General features: G+C 44.0%; 21 protein-coding genes. 14 read left to right on the forward strand and 7 right to left on the reverse strand.

Annotation, left to right across the window (positions count from 1 at the left end; translation table 11 throughout):
- Nucleotides 1-10 precede the first annotated feature (10 nt).
- The 5 genes from rlmN to rpe are packed head-to-tail and all read left to right on the forward strand — an operon-like array spanning nt 11 to nt 5,334.
- Nucleotides 11-1,069 carry a dual-specificity RNA methyltransferase RlmN gene (rlmN, locus tag J2Z37_RS03520; RefSeq protein WP_209808799.1) on the forward strand — a complete coding sequence of 353 codons (1,059 nt, stop codon included), beginning with the start codon at nt 11-13 and terminating at the stop codon, nt 1,067-1,069.
- Between the two features lie 7 nt (nt 1,070-1,076).
- Entirely contained in the window at nt 1,077-1,844 is a 768-nt protein-coding gene (locus J2Z37_RS03525) for a Stp1/IreP family PP2C-type Ser/Thr phosphatase (RefSeq protein ID WP_209808800.1), read from the forward strand.
- Entirely contained in the window at nt 1,841-3,763 is a 1,923-nt protein-coding gene (gene pknB / locus J2Z37_RS03530) for a Stk1 family PASTA domain-containing Ser/Thr kinase (RefSeq protein ID WP_209808801.1), read from the forward strand. Before J2Z37_RS03525 ends, pknB begins: the two co-directional genes overlap by 4 nt.
- Nucleotides 3,764-3,794: 31 nt before the next feature.
- Entirely contained in the window at nt 3,795-4,667 is an 873-nt protein-coding gene (gene rsgA, locus J2Z37_RS03535; RefSeq protein ID WP_209808802.1) for a ribosome small subunit-dependent GTPase A, read from the forward strand.
- Between the two features lie 4 nt (nt 4,668-4,671).
- Nucleotides 4,672-5,334 (forward strand): ribulose-phosphate 3-epimerase, encoded by a 663-nt coding sequence (gene rpe, locus J2Z37_RS03540; RefSeq protein ID WP_209808803.1) that lies wholly within the window; start codon nt 4,672-4,674, stop codon nt 5,332-5,334.
- An 87-nt stretch (nt 5,335-5,421) separates the two neighbouring features.
- On the opposite strand, the gene J2Z37_RS03545 is transcribed toward rpe, so the two are convergent.
- Nucleotides 5,422-5,847 (reverse strand): hypothetical protein, encoded by a 426-nt coding sequence (locus J2Z37_RS03545; RefSeq protein ID WP_209808804.1) that lies wholly within the window; start codon nt 5,845-5,847, stop codon nt 5,422-5,424.
- Nucleotides 5,848-6,113: 266 nt separating this feature from the next.
- Here J2Z37_RS03545 and spoVM point away from each other — a divergent pair, with 266 nt between their 5' ends.
- Nucleotides 6,114-6,194, forward strand: a complete 81-nt coding sequence (gene spoVM / locus J2Z37_RS03550) for a stage V sporulation protein SpoVM (RefSeq protein ID WP_209808920.1) — start codon at nt 6,114-6,116, stop codon at nt 6,192-6,194.
- Nucleotides 6,195-6,421: 227 nt separating this feature from the next.
- On the opposite strand, the gene rpmB is transcribed toward spoVM, so the two are convergent.
- Complete coding sequence (gene rpmB / locus J2Z37_RS03555) at nt 6,422-6,610, reverse strand: 50S ribosomal protein L28 (RefSeq protein WP_209808805.1); 189 nt, start codon at nt 6,608-6,610, stop codon at nt 6,422-6,424.
- Between the two features lie 237 nt (nt 6,611-6,847).
- Here rpmB and J2Z37_RS03560 point away from each other — a divergent pair, with 237 nt between their 5' ends.
- From J2Z37_RS03560 to recG, 4 genes are read left to right on the forward strand one after another with little or no spacing between them, the layout of a single operon-like run.
- Entirely contained in the window at nt 6,848-7,210 is a 363-nt protein-coding gene (locus tag J2Z37_RS03560; RefSeq protein ID WP_209808806.1) for an Asp23/Gls24 family envelope stress response protein, read from the forward strand.
- A gap of 17 nt (nt 7,211-7,227) precedes the next feature.
- A complete protein-coding gene (locus J2Z37_RS03565; protein ID WP_342453774.1) occupies nt 7,228-8,862 on the forward strand; it encodes a DAK2 domain-containing protein in 1,635 nt (544 codons plus the stop codon).
- 10 nt (nt 8,863-8,872) lie between these two features.
- Entirely contained in the window at nt 8,873-9,733 is an 861-nt protein-coding gene (locus J2Z37_RS03570; protein ID WP_245203570.1) for a DegV family protein, read from the forward strand.
- 59 nt (nt 9,734-9,792) lie between these two features.
- Entirely contained in the window at nt 9,793-11,856 is a 2,064-nt protein-coding gene (recG, locus tag J2Z37_RS03575; protein WP_209808807.1) for an ATP-dependent DNA helicase RecG, read from the forward strand.
- Nucleotides 11,857-11,950: 94 nt separating this feature from the next.
- On the opposite strand, the gene lpdA is transcribed toward recG, so the two are convergent.
- Genes lpdA through pdhA form a run of 4 tightly spaced genes read right to left on the reverse strand, consistent with a single transcriptional unit; the run spans nt 11,951 to nt 16,774 of the window.
- The gene (lpdA, locus tag J2Z37_RS03580) at nt 11,951-13,363 is read right to left on the reverse strand and encodes a dihydrolipoyl dehydrogenase (protein ID WP_209808808.1); all 1,413 of its coding nucleotides are present in this window, start codon (nt 13,361-13,363) and stop codon (nt 11,951-11,953) included.
- A gap of 4 nt (nt 13,364-13,367) precedes the next feature.
- Nucleotides 13,368-14,690 (reverse strand): dihydrolipoamide acetyltransferase family protein, encoded by a 1,323-nt coding sequence (locus J2Z37_RS03585; protein WP_209808809.1) that lies wholly within the window; start codon nt 14,688-14,690, stop codon nt 13,368-13,370.
- 19 nt (nt 14,691-14,709) lie between these two features.
- On the reverse strand, nt 14,710-15,690 hold the full coding sequence (locus tag J2Z37_RS03590) for an alpha-ketoacid dehydrogenase subunit beta (RefSeq protein WP_209808810.1): 981 nt from the start codon (nt 15,688-15,690) through the stop codon (nt 14,710-14,712).
- A 1-nt stretch (nt 15,691) separates the two neighbouring features.
- A complete protein-coding gene (gene pdhA, locus J2Z37_RS03595; protein WP_425340301.1) occupies nt 15,692-16,774 on the reverse strand; it encodes a pyruvate dehydrogenase (acetyl-transferring) E1 component subunit alpha in 1,083 nt (360 codons plus the stop codon).
- A 462-nt stretch (nt 16,775-17,236) separates the two neighbouring features.
- On the opposite strand from pdhA, the gene rsmD reads away from it, so the two are divergent.
- Both rsmD and coaD read left to right on the forward strand, forming a co-directional pair.
- Nucleotides 17,237-17,818, forward strand: a complete 582-nt coding sequence (gene rsmD, locus J2Z37_RS03600) for a 16S rRNA (guanine(966)-N(2))-methyltransferase RsmD (protein WP_209808811.1) — start codon at nt 17,237-17,239, stop codon at nt 17,816-17,818.
- Nucleotides 17,812-18,297 carry a pantetheine-phosphate adenylyltransferase gene (gene coaD / locus J2Z37_RS03605; RefSeq protein WP_209808924.1) on the forward strand — a complete coding sequence of 162 codons (486 nt, stop codon included), beginning with the start codon at nt 17,812-17,814 and terminating at the stop codon, nt 18,295-18,297. The genes rsmD and coaD overlap by 7 nt, the downstream gene beginning before the upstream one ends.
- A 39-nt stretch (nt 18,298-18,336) precedes the next feature.
- Here the strand turns inward: coaD and ylbJ are convergent, their stop codons facing one another.
- Nucleotides 18,337-19,572 carry a sporulation integral membrane protein YlbJ gene (gene ylbJ, locus J2Z37_RS03610; RefSeq protein WP_209808812.1) on the reverse strand — a complete coding sequence of 412 codons (1,236 nt, stop codon included), beginning with the start codon at nt 19,570-19,572 and terminating at the stop codon, nt 18,337-18,339.
- 231 nt (nt 19,573-19,803) lie between these two features.
- Between ylbJ and J2Z37_RS03615 the strand changes: the two genes are divergently transcribed.
- Together J2Z37_RS03615 and J2Z37_RS03620 are read left to right on the forward strand one after the other, a co-directional pair.
- Entirely contained in the window at nt 19,804-20,598 is a 795-nt protein-coding gene (locus J2Z37_RS03615) for a patatin-like phospholipase family protein (protein ID WP_209808813.1), read from the forward strand.
- Nucleotides 20,588-21,631, forward strand: coding sequence for a SepM family pheromone-processing serine protease (locus J2Z37_RS03620; protein WP_209808814.1), 1,044 nt, complete (start codon nt 20,588-20,590; stop codon nt 21,629-21,631). Before J2Z37_RS03615 ends, J2Z37_RS03620 begins: the two co-directional genes overlap by 11 nt.
- Nucleotides 21,632-21,671: the final 40 nt, after the last annotated feature.

A 21,671-nucleotide genomic window follows, 5' to 3' on the forward strand; every position in this document is an offset into this window, starting at 1 on the left:
TAGGAAAGTAATGGTGATAAAATTGAAACCATTAATTTATGATATACGCTTAGAAGCATTAAAAAAGTGGTTGGAAGAAAACGGAGAAAAATCGTTCCGTGCTGGTCAAATTTATGATTGGCTGTATGTAAAACGGGTTAGCAGCTTCGAGGAGATGAGCAATTTATCGAAGGCCTTCCGAGAAAAATTGGCGGCTAGTTTTGAAATCCGTGGATTGGATCTGATCACGAAACAGGTCTCCGCAGATGGTACGATTAAGTTTCTATTCTCTCTACACGATGGACATGCGATCGAAACTGTGATTATGCGCCATAATTATGGAAACAGTGTTTGTGTTACGACTCAGGTAGGTTGCAGAATTGGCTGTACGTTTTGCGCTTCTACGCTTGGGGGCCTGAAAAGAAATTTAACAGCCGGGGAAATCGTTTCTCAGGTTCTAATGGCTCAAAAGGCTTTGGATGAAGATGATGAGCGAGTCAGCCACGTGGTGGTGATGGGGATCGGGGAACCTTTTGAAAACTTTGAGGCTCTGCTTGATTTCTTATATATTATTAATAATGATAAAGGCTTAAATATCGGACAACGGCATATTACGGTTTCCACTAGTGGGATCGTGCCAAAAATTTATCAATGGGCAGATGATATGAATCAGTTTAATTTGGCTATTTCCCTTCACGCCCCTAATACGGAGCTTCGGTCTCGTTTAATGCCGATCAACCGGGGATTCCCGCTTAAAGATCTACTGGAGGCTTGCCGTTATTACGTAAACAAAACGGGGCGAAGAATTACCTTTGAGTACGGCTTGTTTGGCGGAGTGAATGACAGTGTAGCACACGCCAATGAATTAGCTGATTTAATTGGGGATATCAATTGCCATGTGAATTTAATCCCTGTTAACTATGTTCCAGAACGAGATTATGTCCGTACGCCAAGAGAAGATATTTTTGAATTTCACAGGACTTTACAAAAAAGAGGGATCAATGCTACGATTCGTCGTGAGCATGGAAGCGATATTGCCGCCGCCTGCGGTCAGCTAAGGGCGCAACATGCTAAAGAAGCTGCGAGGTGACGAAATCATGGAGGCAGCCTACCAAACACATATTGGCTGTGTGAGAGCGTTTAACGAGGATACGGGAGCGGTTGTACAGCTGGAAAATGGTTATTTAATAGCGATCGTCGCTGACGGAATGGGAGGCCATCAAGCAGGGGATGTTGCCAGCTTAATGGCGGTTGATATTATAAGAATGAATATTTCCACCTTACCGGATGATCTCAAGCCTGATGAGGCCATTGATCTCCTTGATCAAGCGATTCTCAAAGCGAATGATGAGATCTATCGTTATGCGATGGGCCATGATGATTGTAAGGGGATGGGAACGACCATTGCTGTCTGTATTCTATCTAATGATTGGATAGTTACTGGTCATATTGGCGATAGCCGGATTTATCGTTTATCCATGGGGAAACTAACACAGCTCACAGATGATCATTCTTTGGTTAATGAGCTCCTGAAGAATGGTCAGATATCAGAAGAAGAGGCCAAGAAACACCCGCAAAAAAATGTGCTGACCCGTGCTTTGGGAACGGACTTGGATGTCGAAGTGGATTTAAAGGTTTTTGAATGGGAGCCGCAGGACCAATTTCTGATTTGCACGGACGGATTATCCAATAAAATTTCTTCGCAGCAGATCCAGTACACGCTGGCTTCATCCCCAACGCCTGATATGGCTGTTACTGCTCTCATCAAGTTGGCCCTAGACGCCGGAGGGGAAGACAATATTACCGCTGTTGTAATCAATACCCCATCCTCTAAGGAGGATTCTGGAAGCGGGGTGCCCGAATGATTGGCAAGAGCCTAGGAGGGCGTTACGAAGTCGAGCAGCGAATTGGCGGCGGGGGAATGGCGATTGTATATAAAGCCCACGACAATCTTTTAAATCGAACCGTTGCACTAAAAATTCTTCGGTCGCAGTTTGGACATGATGACGATTTTATTGTTCGTTTTCGCAGGGAAGCACAGGCTGCAGCCAGTTTATCCCATCCTAATATTGTGAATGTCTACGATGTTGGAGAAGAAGATGACATACAATATATTGTCATGGAGTATGTTGAAGGTTCAACCCTGAAAGAATTGATTACGAAAAAAGGGTTGATCGAGGTAGAAGAGGCCGTTCCGATTGCCATGGAAATTTGTGATGCCTTGGATCATGCCCACCACAATCATATTATTCATCGAGATATTAAGCCACATAACATATTGATCGGTAAAGGTGGAAGGGTTAAAGTTACGGATTTTGGTATCGCTCGAGCCGTGACCTCTGCTACAATTACGCACACGGGTTCTGTGATTGGTTCTGTTCATTACTTTTCTCCTGAACAGGCACGGGGAGGAATTAGCGGTGAAAAATCAGATATCTATTCTTTAGGGATTGTTCTTTATGAGATGGTTACAGGGAATGTTCCTTTTTCTGGTGACTCTCCAATCAGTGTTGCGCTGAAGCATCTACAGGAGGAAATTGTCCCACCTAAGGAAATTAATCCTAAACTTCCGCAAAGTGTAGAGAATGTTATTCTAAAATCGTTGGTCAAGGACCCGCTCTATCGTTACCAATCAGTCAAGGAAATGCAGCGGGATCTGAAGACCTGTCTCGACACGGAGCGGCTGAATGAACCGAAATTTATGCCGAAAATTGATGATGAGGAATCGACAAGGGTGATTCCCGCGATTACTCCCGAATTGATGGAAAGGCTGAATGGACAGAATACGGCTACAGGGAACAGGCAGGAGTATCAACCGCCACAAGGGAAGTCCAAAGTATGGCTGAAGGGGATTGCATGGCTTGTCTTTCTTAGTTTGTTCTTTGTTGTTGCTCTTTACGGGTTTAATTTTATCCTGAGTATTTTTTATGTCCCTGAGGTGAACACCCCTCGGGTGGAGAATATGACGTTGCAAGAAGCTCAAAAAGCTTTGGCAGAAAAAGATTTAAAGGTACTCATTAAAGAACGATTTAGCGATGAAGTGCCGCAGAATATGATTATTAAGCAGGAGCCTTCTCCGGGAATGCGGGTGAAGGAAAACAGCGAAGTAACTGTATATGTCAGCAAAGGTGAAGAGCAGATTGAAGTGCCAGACTTAGTGGGGCTTCCCGAAAGGCTAGTTGAGGTTCAGTTGGCGAAATTGAATTACGAAATTGAACGCAAGCCAAGCGATGAATATGCAAGTGGAACAGTAATGGGACAAACCCCTGCGGCTGGAACGTTGGTTACGCCATCCAAAGATAAGGTGGTAGTGACAGTTAGTATGGGAAGACAGACTGTTGTCATGCCGAACCTGATTGGACTTACTGTAGAAGAAGCTGAATCTGTTCTTTTGAAGAATGGGTTGAAAAAGGGTACGGTTAAAAATGAACCTAGTTATTCCCCTAAGGGGACGGTTTTTCGTCAATATCCTTTTCAGGCTGGTAGCAGGGCTCCATCCGGAACTGAAATTGAATTGATGATTAGCAGCGGCTATCCAAAGGATGCAAAAGAAATAACGGAACCAGTTTTGGTTCTGCTGGGCGATCAGGAATCTGCCAACATTGCCATCATGGTTACTGATGCAAGAGGGAAAGACCGAGAGATTGTGAACAAAACTATCACGCAATCCGAAACCTTTGACGTCAAGGTGGTCTTGTCACCTTCTCAAGATGCTACGATCACCATTTATAATAACGGAAAAATAATGGAAAAGAGGAATATCCGTTATTCTACCATTCCTTAAATATTTAAGCAGTAAACAAAGGAGGAAGATCATGCCTGAAGGTAGGATCATTAAGGCATTGAGTGGCTACTATTACGTGCTGGATGGCGAGACAGTCTGGCAATGCAGGGCAAGAGGGGTATTTAAAAAGAAAAAGATATCCCCACTGGTTGGCGACCTTGTGGAGTATGATCAGGAACGCAACCAGGAAGGGTTTATTCAACAGATCTTTGAGCGAAACACAGAGCTAGTTAGACCACCGATTGCCAATGTAGACCAAGCTGTGCTTGTTTTTTCCTTAGCAGAGCCACAAATCAGCCTTCTTTTGTTGGATAAATTTCTTGTACACACAGAATCGGCTGGTGTGAAATCGATTATATGTCTATCGAAATCTGATTTGGTGTCCACCGAGAAGTTCCAGCCGATTGTTTCTTTATATGAAAAGTTGGGATACGATGTTTTGGTTACCCATCAGTTGAAGACAGATCCATCTGCGCAGATTCGCCAGTTATTGCCGGGACATATTTCGGTTTTTGCCGGTCAATCAGGGGTTGGGAAATCTACTTTGCTCAACTCTATTATTCCCGGGGCTAACCTCCTAACTGGAAACATCAGTGAACGCCTTGGCCGGGGGAAGCATACGACCCGCCACGTTGAGTTAATACCTTATCAAGGGGGGTTTGTTGCAGATACACCAGGCTTCAGCCAATTGGATTTTTTTGATATTGAACCAGAACATCTTAGCCATTACTTCGTAGAGCTCCGGCAGTATCTTCCGGATTGCAAATATCGCGGATGCTTGCATGTTTCTGAACCTCAATGTGCGATCGTTTCCGCATTGCAGAGAGGGGAAATTGCCGAATCGAGGTATAATCATTATTTGCAATTTTTAAAAGAGATGAAAGAGAAAAAGCGGAGGTATTAACGGTATGAGACACCAAACGAAAGTTGCCCCTTCTATTCTTTCCGCAGATTTTGCCAAACTTGGAGAGGAAATAAAGGATGTCGAACAAGGGGGCGCGGAATTAATCCATGTGGATGTGATGGATGGACATTTTGTTCCCAATATCACCATTGGACCTTTAATTGTGAAGGCGATACGACCCTACACCGAGCTTCCACTAGATGTTCACTTGATGATCGATAATCCAGACCAATACATACCAGATTTTATTAAACAAGGGGCTGACATTATTTCTGTTCATCAGGAAGCTTGTATTCACCTACACCGAACCATTTCTTTAATTAAGGACCTTGGGGCAAAAGCATCTGTTGCACTGAATCCAGCAACACCGATTCAGATGCTCGAGCCCATTTTGTCTGATTTGGATATGGTATTATTGATGACGGTAAACCCAGGCTTCGGCGGTCAGAGTTTTATTTCCTCGGTTCTGCCCAAGATTCGGGCTCTGCGAAAGATGCTTGATGAACGAGGAATGCAGCAAATCGAAATCGAAGTCGACGGTGGGATCAATGCAGAGACAGCACCTCAGGTAGTGGAAGCAGGTGCGAGCGTGTTGGTTGCAGGAAGTGCAGTATATGGCGAGGCGGACCGTGGAGCTGCGATTCGGGCCATAAAGAAAGGCTTATAATCAAGGGGTCAGACCCCAGTCGATTCGGCAAATTTTCGACTGAGGTCTGACCCCTTTTAATAGGTTTCCATACCATGGAAGCTTTTCCTAAACTTTTTGCAGCTCGTAATCCCAGAAATTACTGTATACCTCAGATTGTTCTTCTTCATCATCGATAATCCGAAAACCCTGTTCACGCAATAAGGGGAGGAGCGAAGGGTCCTGAAGGTGGCAGAAAATCGGCTTCTGTAAAAGATAGGATTCATAGCGCAAGAACTCGAGACAACGAACGGCATCTGGAATAGCAGCCGGGGTGGCTGTCAAATCTACTAGTTCGATATGCTTGTTGTAGCTTTTATAATGAAATTCAATGAGATCATTGACGATCGTCACAAGTCCTTCACTGTTTGTGGTATAACTTCCCTTCAAGGTTTTGGCGAACCCCTTTAGCCTGCTTCGCGTTAAATAGTTTGGAAATAGAACAACGTTAGATTTATGAATTGTTGGTGGGGTAAATAATGCCGCTTGTCCCATAGTGTATGCCTCCTTCTAATAGATTACTTTTGCTTGATATAAACAAGCCGTTGGTTATTAAAGCATATGAAACAAGCTCTCGAACTAGAACTTTTTCAAGGGCATTCTGGTGAAAAACCTAAATCAAAATTTTTAGGAACATTTCTAGGTGGAAGGTGAATATACTTTACTAAATGCGAGTTGGTCATCTACCCGGGTACATATAATCCTGTGGTTTAGCGATGAGTTAAAAAACGGCGACAAAAATGGGGTAAGGAGGGGCAGACATGAAATTTTATACAATTAAGCTACCAAGATTTATCGGTGGGATGGTGAAGGCTGTCTTGGGAGCCTTTAGAAAAAAATAAAAAATCAGTTCAGTCTTACTCCATCTTGTTTCTTAAAAATCCTTCGGGGTAAGACTTGATGGCTCTTCAGTCTGAACCCGAGGAGAAAGAAAAAACACCTTAGTGAAAGGTGCTTTTTTTTGTGTTTCTATAGTTGGCGGAATAATTTTCCGTTATTTTAAAAACCCGGTCAATATGACCGGGTTTCATCAAGGGGGAACAATCCCCCTTCTTTTTACATCTACACATTATACACGAGTTACTTTTCCGGATTTAAGAGCCTTTGCACTTACATAAACACGCTTTGGCTTTCCATCAACCAAGATCCGTACTTTTTGAACGTTAACTCCCCAAGAGCGCTTAGAAGCACGCATGGAGTGACTTCTTTTATTTCCAGAACCGGCTTTCTTACCAGTTACAAAACATACGCGAGCCATATTTCCACCTCCCTGATACAGCCTTGCACATTACAGATACTAAGATATAATAACATATTGGGTAAAGCTCTGCAATAAGATAATTAGAAAAGCTCCTATCGATGCCTTCATCCTCTCTATTTAGCGAAAAACTTTCAAATAATGGGGATGTATAGTAAAATTGATGGGAAATAGCTTCTCGCACATCGTGTGCGTCATCGACGTAGTCAAGAAGCAACAGAAGGAGGAGGTACTGCGATGTCAGTAGAATTGAAAACACCTCTAGGGAAGATTGATGTAGAAAATGAAGTGATCGCGATGATTGCTGGAGGAGCTGCAGAGGACTGTTATGGTTTGGTCGGAATGGCTTCACGGAATTCATTGAAAGATGGGGTCGCAGAGCTTCTCGGTAAAGAAAACCTTGGCAGAGGGGTAACCGTTCGTGAGAATGGTGAGCTAGTGGAAATAGATTTGTATGTGATTGTGAACTATGGGGTGAAGATCTCTGAGGTAGCCCACAATGTTCAATCAACGGTGAAATATACATTAGAGCAAAGTTTAGGGCTGCAAGTTGGAGCTATAAACGTTTATGTTCAAGGAGTCAGGGTGACTGAGTCCTAGCAAGGAGGACATTCATAGTGGGGATTAGGCAGTTAAACGGGGAGCAATTTAAAGACATGCTGAAAGCTGGGGCAGCAAACCTTACAAGGCATATAGAAAAGGTTAACGCCTTAAACGTGTTCCCAGTTCCGGATGGCGATACAGGCACGAATATGAATCTTACCATGTCATCTGGAGTAAATGAGCTATCGAAGCAGTCTTTCTCGCACGTCGGAAAAACCGCCCAAGCGTTTTCCAAGGGCCTATTGATGGGAGCCAGGGGTAATTCAGGCGTTATTTTATCTCAATTGTTCCGCGGGTTTTCAAAAGCATTGGCAGACGCTGATGAATTAAATGCAGTGTCATTGGCAACTGCCCTCTCTCAGGGTGTATCTGCTGCTTATTCGGCAGTGATTAAACCTGTGGAAGGTACGATTTTAACGGTTGCCAAAGATGCTGCCCTAGGTGCACAAAAATCAGCCGAAATAAACGATGATCTATTGGAAGTCATGAAAGCGACTATTGACAGTGCAGAAAAATCTCTAGCAAAGACCCCTGATTTGCTTCCTATTCTTAAGGAAGTGGGTGTTGTCGACTCCGGTGGACAAGGACTTGTGTACATATACATTGGCTTTCTCCAGGCGTTGCAGGGAAATGCTGTAGTTGAAGAGCTGGTTCCAACCATTTCTAATGAGCTCCATTTGGACCCGGCACAGCTTCATTTAAAAACTGACGATATTACTTTTGGTTATTGCACTGAATTTTTAATTCATCTTGAACAAGAGTCTAACTTTGATTTAGCTGTGGTAAGAGGTCAGTTGCAAAAGTGGGGAGATTCCATTGTAGCGGTTGCGGACGATGAGTTGGTGAAAATTCATATACATACGGAAAAACCTGGAGATATCCTGAATTTTGGCCAAAAATTTGGGGAGTTAAAAGGGATTAAAATTGAAAATATGAGGCAGCAACATGCTCAGATTCTCTCCTCCGCTCCAACGATTGCTTCCCAGAAAAAACAACCGTTTGGAATCGTTGCTGTTTCCGCGGGAGAAGGAATTTCACGTATTTTAAAAGGGCTAGGTGTGCAGGAGGTCGTTAGTGGAGGGCAATCGATGAACCCAAGTACAGAGGATTTGTTGAAAGCTGCCCAGCGCATCTCTGCTGAAAACATTATTTTTTTACCGAACAATAAAAACATTGTGATGGCAGCTGAACAGGCTGCATCCATGTTGGATACACCCGCATTTGTGATTCCTAGTCGTACGATTCCACAAGGAATTGCCGCTATGCTCGCCTATCATGCGGATACAGCCATTGTACAAAATCTGCAGCATATGACAGAGGCCCTTTCCCATGTAAAATCTGGTCAGGTGACGAAGGCGGTAAGAGATTCAAAATGGGATGAACTGGATATCCATGAAGGGGATTTCTTAGGAATGCTTGAAGGGGATATCGTGGTCAATGGACAAGGACTTCCGCAAACGGCGCTTCGTCTGCTAGCATCGCTGATCGGTGAGGATGATGAGGTGTTGACGATTTTGTTTGGCCAAGATGTTGAGAAGGAACAGGCGGATGAACTTGCCAATCAAGTTGAAGAAGCCTACCCGCAATTGGAGATTGATGTCCATTTTGGTGGACAGCCAATTTACCCCTATATATTTTCTGTAGAATAGGCTGGTGAGCATGGTGCCAAGGATTTGTGTTGTAACAGATAGTACCGCGGATATTCCGAAGGAAGTAGCGGAACAGTGGGATATTCATGTGGTCCCTCTACATGTTCATATCGATCATGAAACCTTTTTGGACGGGGTGACAATAACTCCACTCGAGTTTTTTGAGAAATTGGTGAAGGCCAATAACTTCCCGACAACCTCGCAGCCCTCACCCACTCATTTTGAAAAAAAATATAGAGAACTTGCAGGGGTCTACGGTGAAGATGTTCAAATCCTATCCATTCATCTATCCAGTGCGTTAAGCGGTACCTATCAGTCTGCAAACTTGGCGAGATCTTTTTTGGATGGAAAAATAGATGTTAGCGTAATCGATTCGAAAAAAGCAGCATTTTTCCTTGGACAGATCGTTGTAGAAGCAGCGAAAGCAGCCAAATCGGGGAAATCCAAGGAAGACTGCTTAGCATTAATCAAGCGAATGATTGATGGGCAACGTGACCTGTTTATGATTGATGATCTGACCTACTTGCAAAAAGGGGGGCGAATCGGAAAAGCACAAGCTTTATTGGGCAACCTGCTTAGTGTTAAACCCATTTTATCTCTTAATGAGGAAGGTGAGGTTTATCCCCTGGATAAGGTAAGAGGAAAGAAAAAAGCCATCTCCAAAATGCTTGAGTATTTTCATGAGTATGCGGGGGATGAAGAGGTTTTATGTTCCGTTCTTTATGGAAAAAATCACGATGAAGCGAAGGAATTGGCGGAGAAGATTTCCGGGCAATTTAATGTCAATGAGATTCATCTGGTCGTGCTTGGTCCAGTGATAGGTGCACATGCGGGCCCACAGGCCATTGCCGTCTCAATGATGAAAAAATAAGCGGAGGGAAGGGAGTTATTATATCCTTCCTTCTTTCTATTTTGGGAGGGGAGTCAACGATGGAGCCACTACTGTCACCGGTCACTGTTGTCAAAGGAATAGGACAAGAAACTGCGAAGGACTTGGCAGACTTGGGTATCTTTTCGGTCCATGATTTATTGATGTATTTTCCCACAAGGTATGAGGATTACTCGATTCGGGATATAAGTGAAGTAGGTGAAGGGGAACGGATTACTGTCAGAGGAACAGTATATGGAGAGCCTTCTGTGCGATTTTACGGGCGTACGAAATCGAGAATGACAGTAAAAATGGTATGTGAAGGGATCGTCATTTCTGCTGTGTGGTTTAATCAACATTTCTTGAAAAACAAGCTCGTTCCGGGAAAGGAAATTCAGATCACTGGAAAATGGGAGAGAAGCCGTTTGCAGATTACGGTCAGTGAAACCAAGCTGCAGTTCTCTGGGAAAAAACAAGAACTTTCTTCAGAACAGCTAATTCAACCCATTTATTCCGTAACAGCGGCAATTACAGTCAAACAGCTGAGAAAATGGATGGAACAGGCATTAAAGCAATTTCAGCAAGAAATCAAGGAGATCCTACCGCAAGAAATTCTGAGAAAACACGAGTTTATCTCTCGGAAAGAAGCGATTCGGGCGATTCATTTCCCCAGTTCCACGAAGGAAGGAGGACAGGCTAGGAAACGCCTTGCCTTCGAAGAGTTGTTTTTCTACCAACTTAAAATGCAAGCCTTACAGCTTGTACAGAAAAAACAAACAAAAGGCAAAGGGATTCCTATCCCTCTCGAAGAAGTTCGACAATTTATTCGCTCCCTGCCTTTTACCTTAACAAAGGCCCAGAAGCTGGTGTTAAAGGAGATCCTTGATGACTTACAAAGCCCATATGCGATGAATAGACTTCTACAAGGGGATGTTGGGTCAGGGAAAACCATTGTGGCCGCGATCGCTCTCTTTGCAGCCGTAAGAGCGGGTTATCAGGGGGCACTGATGGTCCCAACGGAAATTCTTGCCGATCAGCATCTCAAATCTCTTGAAGAGCTTTTGTCTCCATATGGAATTCAAGTAGCACTATTGACTGGTAGTTTAGGAGTCAAGGCCCGGAGGGATCTATTAGCGGGTCTGCAAATGGGAATGGTTGATGTCGTGGTTGGGACACATGCCTTGATCCAGGATGATGTGTATTTTGGACGGTTGGGACTGGTCATTACTGACGAGCAGCATCGCTTTGGGGTGGAACAGCGAAAGATATTAAGAGAAAAAGGGCTTCAGCCTAATGTGTTGTTTATGACTGCAACCCCAATCCCGCGGACATTGGCAATATCCGTTTTTGGAGATATGGATGTCTCTACGATTGACGAACTTCCCGCGGGAAGAAAACCGATTGAAACCTATTGGGTGAAAGGGGAAAAGCTGGAACGTGTGTTAGCGTTTATTCGTAAAGAACTACTGGAGGGACATCAGGCCTACGTTATTTGCCCCTTAATTGAGGAGTCTGAGAAGCTGGATGTACAAAATGCAGTTGATTTATATCAACAGCTAGCAGACTATTTTCAAGGGGAATTTTCCGTTGGGCTAATGCACGGACGATTAAGTCCAAAGGAAAAAGACGAAGTTATGCAGGCATTTAGTGAAAACAAGATTCAAGTTCTAGTTTCTACTACGGTTGTTGAGGTAGGGGTCAACGTTCCAAATGCCACGGTTATGGCAGTCTATGACGCGGAAAGATTTGGATTGGCGCAATTGCACCAGCTAAGAGGAAGGGTCGGAAGAGGTGCGGAACAATCCTACTGTGTTTTAATTGCCGATCCCAAAACAGATACCGGGCGCGAACGCATGCGCACCATGAAAGAAACAAATGATGGTTTTGAAGTAGCACGCCGAGATCTGCAACTTCGTGGACCAGGGGATTTCTTTGGCACAAAGCAAAGCGGGCTTCCTGAATTTCGGATCGCCGATATCTCTCAGGATTTTCAAAGCTTAGAGCAAGCCCGACAGGAGGCTGTTGCTCTTTTAAAACACGAGGACTTTTGGCAGAGCCCAGAGTTTGCCTTCTTTCGTCAGTATTTGGAACAACAAGGGGTATTTGAAGTAGGTGTGCTCGATTAACAGGCAGTTAGCAAAATTCAAGGACGTTTCGACAAAGAATGTTGGGAGGATTAGTCCTTGAGATATGAAAAAACCGGGCTATGCCCGGTTTCGCCTACTTATTCAACGAATGTATCCCGTGCCCAGCTGCAGCTTCCGCAGCCTCCATCACCATTTCCGCTAAAGTTGGATGGGCGTGGATGGTCAACGAAATATCTTCTAAGGTTGCTCCCATTTCAATGGCCAATGCCACCTCGGCAATGAGATTAGAGGCTTCATAGCCGGCGATTTGGCCGCCAAGGATGATCCCGCTGTCTTTTTCGGCGATAATTTTTACGACCCCTTCCGTCTTATTCGCTCCAAGAGCTCGACCATTTGCACCATAGGAGAATCTTCCGGTCACAACCTCTATTCCTTTTTCCTTAGCTTCCGCCTCACTTAAACCAACACTGGCAATTTCTGGGTCAGAAAAGACAACGGCAGGGATCGCTTTATAATCGATCGCACTGTTTTGGCCAGCAATTACTTCTGCAGCTACCTTTCCTTCATAGGAAGCCTTATGGGCAAGGGCTGGGCCAGGCACGATGTCGCCAATGGCATAGACGTTAGGGATGTTGGTCCGGCATTGATTATCAATTTGAATATATCCACGTTGATCTTTAGCTAAGCCAATTCCCTCTAACCCTAATTCTTCTGTATTCGGTTTGCGGCCCACCGTAACCAACAAATAGTCTCCAGTGACAGTTTTCGTTTCCTCGCCAACCTGGAACGTTACAGTGACTTCTTGCTCCGTTTGCTCAGCTTTTTGGGCCATGGCTTTGGTGAAAATTTCTACATTATTCTTCTTTAAATTCCTGACCACTAGTTGGGCAGTTGATTTTTCAAAACCAGGGAGAATTTGTCCAGCCCCTTCAATGATCGTCACCTGGGAACCGAATTTTGCATAGGTCTGTCCCAGTTCGACACCAATATATCCCCCGCCAATCACAATCAGCCGCTTGGGAATTTCCTTTAGATTTAACGCTTCGGTGGAAGAAAGGATTCGATTGCCAAAAGGAAACGCGGGCAACTCGATTGGGCGTGAACCTGTGGCGATGATACAGTGATTGAACTTGTACCGATTGACATCATAGCCACTGATTACCCTTACTTGGTCGGGCTCTACAAAAAGGGCTTCCCCTGATAAAATCTCCACCTTATTCCCTTTTAATAGGGACTGTACACCGCCGGTCAACTTTTTTACGACGCTTTCTTTCCATTCTTGGGTTTTCGGAAAATCAATTTTTGCTTCACCAGCCGTAATTCCCATTTCTCCGGAAGCCTCTATTTCCTCATATCGATGGGATGCAGAGATCAACGCTTTGGAAGGAATACATCCACGGTTGAGACAGACTCCTCCAACTTCATCTTTATCGACAATAGTCACAGTTTTACCTAGTTGGGCTGCGCGAATTGCAGCAACATAACCGCCAGGCCCTGCTCCAATGACAAGAACGTCGACCTCAGTCGTAAATTCACCTACAACCACTTGTTTACACCTCCATCAGCAAGAAATCCGGCTCTGAGAGGACCTCTTTAAGATAGTTGATAAAATGCTGTGCAGATGCGCCATCGATTAAGCGATGATCAAAACTTAACGATAAGCCCATCACTGGTGCCGCTTGGACTAACCCGTTTTTGACAACGGGTTTTTCGGTAATTCTTCCCGTGCCAAGAATAGCTACTTCTGGATAATTAATAACAGGTGTAAAGTATTGCCCTCCTGCGGATCCGATATTGGTGATCGTAAAGGTTCCATTTTTCATTTCTCCTGGGCTTAATTTTCCATCCCTTGCTTTCACTGCAAGTTCATTAATTTCACTGGCAATGCGCCAGATGCTCTTGCGATCGGCATCAGCAATGACAGGAACCATTAGGCCTTGATCTGTGTCCGTGGCTATTCCGATATTGTAAAATTTCTTATAAAGAATTTCACCTTTTGCATCGTCGATCGACGCGTTAAGAACAGGAAATTGACGTAATGCACCTACAACTGCTTTGACAATAAACGGCAAGTAGGTTACTTTTATCTGCTTTTGTTCCATCATTGGTTTAACCCGTTTGCGGAAATCTACTAATTTGGTGACATCGACCTCATCGATTAAAGTGACATGTGGTGCCGTATATTTGGAGCGAACCATGGCTTCAGCAATTACCTTACGAATTCCTTTTAAAGGCACTATTTCCACGCTTCCCTGACCATAATCAGTAACGACAGCAGGTGGGGTTAGTGGTTGTACAGGTTGATTTGTAGCAGCTTCCGTGACGGTTGGAGCAACTGTTTGTTCAACCTGTGTTTGGTTGTAGTTCAGAACATCTTCTCTCGTGATTCGGCCATTCGGCCCAGTTCCTTCAATCCGTGTCAAATCTACGCCTTGCTCACGAGCAAGCCGGCGGATACTTGGTGTAGCCAATACAAGGGTCTTATCCATAGGCTCCTGCCGAGTCTCAGAGGCGGATTTGGGTGCAGGTGCCTCTTTTGCAGGCGCAGTCACACCATGTTTTTCATCCGTGCTGATGCCGCCCATTTCTTCCACTTTTTCTGCTGGGCTTACGGTTGATTGGTTCCCTTCACCTGCAACTTCAAATGTGACGAGCAGGTCACCAACTATGGCAACCGTTCCTTCGGTAACCGAGATTTCCTTCACAACCCCATTGACTGGGGAAGGGATCTCTACAACCGCTTTATCGTTCTGTACTTCAACGATGGTTTGGTCTTCCTCTACCTGATCCCCTGGCTTAATATGCCATTTGACGATTTCTCCTTCATGAATACCCTCTCCGATATCCGGCAGGGTAAAAGTAAACAAACCCATTTTTATTCACCCCACTTGTTTAGAAATTTAATACATATTCAATTCCGTCTTGGACCCTTTTGGGGTTTGGTAACCAGGTATCTTCGATCATGGCAAAAGGGAAAACGGTGTCTGGTGACGTCACGCGAGCAACGGGTGCTTCTAAGTGAAGAATGGCCTTTTCATTGATTTGGGCAATGATTTCTGCGGCAGCGCCTGCCGTTTTTTGCGCCTCCTGAACGACTACTGCCCGGTTTGTCTTTTTTACGGAAGTGATGATCGTATCAATATCCAATGGACTGATCGTACGCAAGTCAATCACTTCAGCCTTGATTCCTTTCGTTTTTTCTAATTCGTCTGCAGCCTTCAAGGAGGTATGTACCATCGCTCCGTAAGCAATAACCGTCACATCTGTGCCCTCTCTTACCACATTGGCTTGTCCTAATGGAATTGTGTATTCTCCCTCAGGAACTTCCCCACGGAAAGAGCGGTAAAGCTTCATATGTTCTAGGAACACTACCGGATCATTATCACGGATCGCTGAGATCAAGAGTCCCTTTGCATCATACGGATTAGAAGGGATAACTACCTTTAAGCCGGGTATCTGCATCATCAATCCTTCCAGGCTGTCAGCATGCAGTTCCGGTGTTTTTACTCCGCCGCCGAAAGGAGATCGGAAAACAATCGGACTATGATATCTTCCGCCAGACCGATATCTCATCCTGGAGGATTGGGCAGCTACAGAATCAAAAACTTCGAAAACAAAACCGAAAAATTGAATTTCCGCTACAGGGCGGAAACCTTGCAAACCAAGCCCGATAGCCAGTCCACCAATCCCGGATTCTGCCAACGGCGTATCAAATACGCGCTCTTCGCCAAATTCCTTTTGCAGACCTTCCGTTGCTCGAAATACCCCTCCATTTTTCCCGACGTCTTCCCCAAAAACAAGGACAGAAGGGTCACGTTTCAGTTCTACTCTCATTGCGTCGGTAATGGCCTGAATCATGGTCATCTGTGCCATGTTATTTTCCTCCTTCCCTAAGGTAAAATTCCTTTTGTTCTTGTAAATCTTTTGGGAGGGTTTCAAACATGCTGTCAATCAGCGAAGGTATTGTCATTTTTTCTGTTTCATCGGCTTTTTTAATCGCTTCAGCGATTTCCTGCTTGGCACGCTCAATCAACTTTTCTTCTTCTTCTTGAGACCATAGCTTTTTACTCTGTAAAAAATTTCGAAAACGCACTAACGGATCTTTTTTCTCCCAATCTGATGTTTCGTCACTGGTTCGATAGCGTGTTGGATCATCCCCGGCCATTGTATGTGGCCCATAACGGTAGGTAAGCGTTTCGATCAAGGTTGGACCTTGGCCTTCGATTGCCCGTTGACGGGCATCCTGTACGGCCTTATAGACAGCGAGAACATCCATCCCGTCGACTTGAATTCCTTTAATACCAGCTGCCACTGCTTTGTGGGCTAATGTAGTGGCGGCTGTTTGTTTGGCAACTGGGACGGAGATCGCATAGCGGTTGTTTTGGACAACAAAAACTGCAGGCAATTTAAAAGCACCCGCATAATTGATTCCTTCATAGAAATCCCCCTGCGAAGTTCCGCCATCCCCGATATAAGTGAGAGCAATATTTTTTTTCTTATTTAATTTCATCCCCATGGCGACGCCTGAACATTGAATAATTTGCGCGGCAATGATAATTTGCGGCATGAGAACATGTACATCCTCGGGAATCCTGCCCCCTTGCTGATGCCCTCGGGAATATAAAAAGGCCTGATAAAGTGGTAACCCATGCCATACCATTTGTGGGATATCACGATAGCTGGGAAGAATGAAATCTTCCTTGTTAAGTGCAGATTGACTCCCAATCATCGAGGCCTCCTGTCCAGCAACAGGTGCGTAGAAACCTAGGCGGCCTTGGCGGTTCAAGCTGATGGCGCGTTGGTCCCAAATTCTCGTATAGACCATTTTTTCCATTAATTCTTTTAACTGGCCATCTGAAAGGGAGGGCATCAATTCAGGGGCCAATAAAGAACCATCCTGATCTAATACGTGGAACGTCTGAATAGCCTCCTCTTGGACAAAAAGACTAGTATTCAACAAATTCACCTCAATAGTATAAAAATGTAATTGCCTAAAATGAGTTTCCAAATCATAATTAGGTTTTCTTGTTTTCGGGCATTCATACAGGAATGGAGAAAAATATAAAAAAAGCTTTTAACCATGCCTTATTGGTGTTGTTGTCAAAAGTGAGTAGGGATAGTCCAGGAGAATACACAAAAAAAGACTAAACACACTTACGTGTATTTAGTCAATGGGAGAGGAGAAACCGGAGGAAGAGCTTATGGGGAAACGTAAGTCTTCTCCGCGGTTGTCAGTAACACACAAGATGTTACTAACCATATTATGGACATCGTGAAGAAGAACTATACATACTTAAATTAAACTTTTTGTTGCATCCTTAAGATAAGCAAACATTTACCCCTTCTATCGCTTTATGCTAAACTGGTATAGTTATCAATGTTGGGAAAGCTTGGAATGAATGGCAGGTGGGCAGAGAAAATGCGAGTCATCTCAGGTACGTGTAAGGGAAGGCCTTTGTTGGCCGTTCCTGGAAAAGGAACCCGGCCTACAGTGGATAAAGTGAAAGAATCCATCTTTAATATGATCGGTCCTTATTTTGAGGGGGGGACTGCCCTTGATCTTTATGCTGGAACGGGAGGCTTAGGGATTGAGGCGTTGAGCAGAGGCATCGATAAGGTGATTTTTGTTGATATAAACCGCAAGGCGATCGATATTATTAAGCAAAATCTTCAATCGACGGGGTTCGGTGATAAAGCGGAAGTCTACAAAAATGACTCTCACCGGGCATTAAAAGCTTTGATTAAAAGAGGTTTGAAGTTCGATTTTATTTTCCTTGATCCTCCTTATGCTGAGCAGAAGGTCGAAACAGAACTCGCCGTGCTTTATGATTACCAATTGCTAAACCCCAATGCTTCCATCGTTGTAGAAACAGATGCATCCGTGGAGTTGGTGGAAAGAGTAGGTCGGATAGAGAAGGTAAAAGAAACAGAATATGGTAATACCAAGATTACGGTATACCAGATGAGGGATGAGTGGGAAGAAGGTGCTGAAGAATTATGAGTATTGCTGTCTGTCCGGGAAGTTTTGACCCTGTTACCAAAGGGCATTTAGATATTATTACAAGAGGTGCCAAAGTTTTTGATAAAGTAATTGTCGCGGTCTTGATCAATCACACAAAACAACCGCTGTTTACAACGGAAGAAAGAATAGATCTGTTAAAACAAGTGACAAACCATTTGCCAAATGTTGAGGTTGATGCCTTCAATGGGCTGCTTGTGGATTATATGAAAGTAAACAAGGCTAATGCGATCATAAAAGGTCTACGGGCTGTTTCAGATTTTGAATACGAGATGCAAATGGCTTCGATTAACCGTTTATTAGATGAAGAAATCGAAACCTTTTTTATGATGACAAATAATCAATATTCATTTTTGAGTTCAAGTATTGTCAAAGAAATTGCGAAATATCAGGCAGATGTCAGCAGTTTGGTCCCTCCTATCGTGGAAGAGGCTTTGCAACGCAAATTTGCCGCAAAATAGATAGGAGGTTGGTCGGAGTGCCCGTCCAACCTCCCCTTTCTATCCCCTGAAAAAGGGGGAGAATTTTTTCATCGTAATAAACAAAGCGGAACAAACAAATAGGATGCATAAAATAATTAAAGTATAGAAGCCAAGAGTTGGAATGGCTTGTATAGTGTATTCTAAATTCCCATTTGGTACCGTGCGAAGAAAAGTTGGGATCGTTTCCTCATGGAATACAAGTTTGTTTAGTGGTTTCCAAAGAACAAAAGTAATTGCGCCGGCTAAAAAGGCATGTAGCAGTTTATAGAAAAAATAGGGCTTGTATCTAATATCTGTTGAACCAATAATACTGGCAACTTGCGCGTGTACTGAAATTCCGCCCCAGGCCACAAATGCAGAAGCAATGGTCAACTTCATTTGCAGGTCCGTCCAGCCAGTCATCTCACCTATACTTTTCATGCTTTGTGTGACTTCAAAAAAACCGATGATGAAAGCCTGTGACAACTCTGCGGGAAGTTGAAAGAAGGATAAGAAAAGGGCAAGCGGAACAGTAAGCACGTCAGCGAAAACGCCCATGGTAAAAAAAGTCATCATCACAGAAAATAGGATAACAAAGCCCCCAATCACAAACATCGTTTGGAAAGAACTGAGAACAGCATCTCCCATGAGCTTTCCTAAAGGACGTTTATCCTGAACTCTTGCCCTGTGCATCGCTCGAAAAGCCCGCAGTAAAATAGAGAGGTCTTTGTCCCTTTTATAAGTGGTAGCTGGTGCTTTTCGATCGTGAAAACGAATGAGAATGCCTAGGATAATGGCCCCTAAGTAATTAGCTGAAGCAATGAAAATACCAAGGGTCGCGTCATGAAAAAAACCAACAGCGACTGCACCAAAAATGAATAAAGGATCAGAGGTGCTTGAAAAACAAACCAGCCTTTCCCCTTCGGCACGCGTTACCAATTTTTGCTCCCGTAATTTGGTGGCAAGCTTTGGTCCTACAGGATACCCGGAAGACAGCCCCATGGCCATGACAAACCCGCCGGTTCCTGGAACATTAAAAAATGGTCGCATGAACGGTTCCAATAAAACCCCCATAAAATGAACAACACCAAATCCAATCATCAACTCGGAGAGAACGAGAAAGGGCAGCAGGGAAGGGAATAATACATCCCACCATATTTTTAATCCCCGCAGTGCGGAGTCAAATGCGGCTTGAGGATACCGGATCATGGAGACTACCATGAATAGGGTAACCAGCGCGAAAAGGATGGTCAAAAAATAAGGTTTTAGTCGCATAGAATCCTCCAATGTTATCGCAATGATCTAGGCTTATACAATTAAAATCTACGCGAAGGTTGGATAGTTTAGACCAAGCATACTGTGGTTGAAGGTTGGTAGTTTACAAGAACTTTAGTATTTTTTGATGACAGGAACGAATTGCCATAAACCGAATCCGGGATTTCAAGCATATAAATAAAGTAGCAACCGGCAAAAGGAATATAGAGGTTCAAGGGTTTGAGGGGGGAGATGGGCTTGAAATCACCGAAAATTGGTTTAGCCCTAGGTTCTGGCGGAGCACGGGGAATAGCCCATGTTGGGGTTATCAAAATGCTTGAAGAAGAAGGAATATTCGTAGATTATATAGCTGGAAGCAGCATGGGAAGCCTCGTTGGTGCGCTATATGCCTCGGGAATCGGGACAGAAATGTTGGTTAAATTGGCTATCAATTTAAAAAGGAAATACTGGATGGATTTAACTGTTCCTAAAATGGGTTTTGTTTCAGGTGATAAAATTAAGGAAATGGTAAAAATCCTCACACATGGAAAAGATATTGAACAATTAAATATTCCATTGTCTATTGTTGCCACTGATTTATTGAAGGGTGAGCGCGTTATTTTTAATAAGGGTCCGGTTTATGATGCTGTACGGGCAAGTATTTCCATCCCAGGAATTTTTGTGCCTCAAGAAGTAGATGGACGGATTCTTGTAGACGGTGGGGTCATTGATCGAGTTCCAATCCGTGTGGCAAGAGATATGGGGGCGGATATTGTGATTGGTGTTGATGTAGGGGGGATGTCCTCTGACGAAAAGCCGACCACAATTTTTGATGTGATATCACGCTCGATTGATATTATGGAACGGGAAATTTTTAGGCATCGGGTGGTGGACGCGGATATAATGATTCGGCCGGTCGTTGATCAATACAGCGCAACGGCGTTCACGCAAATTGAAGAATTAATCGAAGCAGGTGAACAGGCAGCAAAACAAATGCTAGATACTATTAAAGAAGCGATTCAAGCTGGAGGATCAAATGAAACTTAACAAACGATTATGGGGCTATATTGCTATATTTTTTATTACTTTCTTTGCCATTAATATACCAATTCCTTATTATATAGAAAAACCCGGATCTGCCATTCCATTGGAACCGATGGTCCAGGTGCAGGACGGGTTTCACGATAAAAAAGGTAGTCTTAGTCTAACAACGGTAAGGATGGGCCCGACAAATATTGGCGGGTACCTTTATGCCCTAGTAAGCCCTTATGCCGATGTTGTAAATGTAGGGATGATCCATAGCCCGCATGAAACGGATGAGCAGTATTCGCAGAGACAATTGGAGATTATGAAGTTCTCCCAAGACACGGCAAAAATTGTTGCCTTTCAGAGAGCTGGTTATGATGTGAAAATTAAAAACAGCGGGGCCATCGTGATGCAGCTCTTGCCCGGATTTGCTGCGGAAAACGTGCTGCAGATTGGCGATGTAATCATCGGGGTGAACGAAGCCAAGGTGGACACAGCTACCGGTTTGATTGAAGCGTTGAAAGGAAAAGAAAATGGGGACCTAGTTAAGATTACATATTTACGGGACGGGAAAGAACAAACAGTGAACCTGGAATTAAAGCCATTGCCGGTTGCAACCGAAGACGGGAAGAAAAAAGCCGGAATTGGAATTGCTTCACCGATCACTAGTCGCACTTTTACCCTTCCAAAGGAGGTCACCATTAAATCGGAAGAAATCGGTGGACCATCTGCAGGTTTAATGTTTACTTTAGAAATGATCAACCAGTTAAGTCCAGATGATATCACAAAAGGGTATCCCATCGCGGGGACAGGAACGATTCAGGAAGATGGATCTGTCGGGCCCATTGGCGGAATTGAACATAAAGTGGTTGCAGCAGAGCGCGAAGGGATGAAATACTTTTTTGCCCCTTCATTGACGACAGAGCCAGGAGAAAAGTCAAACTATGATGAAGCTGTGGAGCGGGCTAAGGACTTGGATTTGAAAATGCAAATTGTCCCGGTGGAAACCGTGGATGACGCTTTGCGTTTTTTGGGAAAATTGAAACCGTTGTAAGGGGCTTAACTGAATCTTTCAGCCGATGAAGGACATTTCC

The organism is Ammoniphilus resinae, assembly GCF_017873965.1.
GTDB classification, from domain to species: domain Bacteria; phylum Bacillota; class Bacilli; order Aneurinibacillales; family RAOX-1; genus Ammoniphilus_A; species Ammoniphilus_A resinae.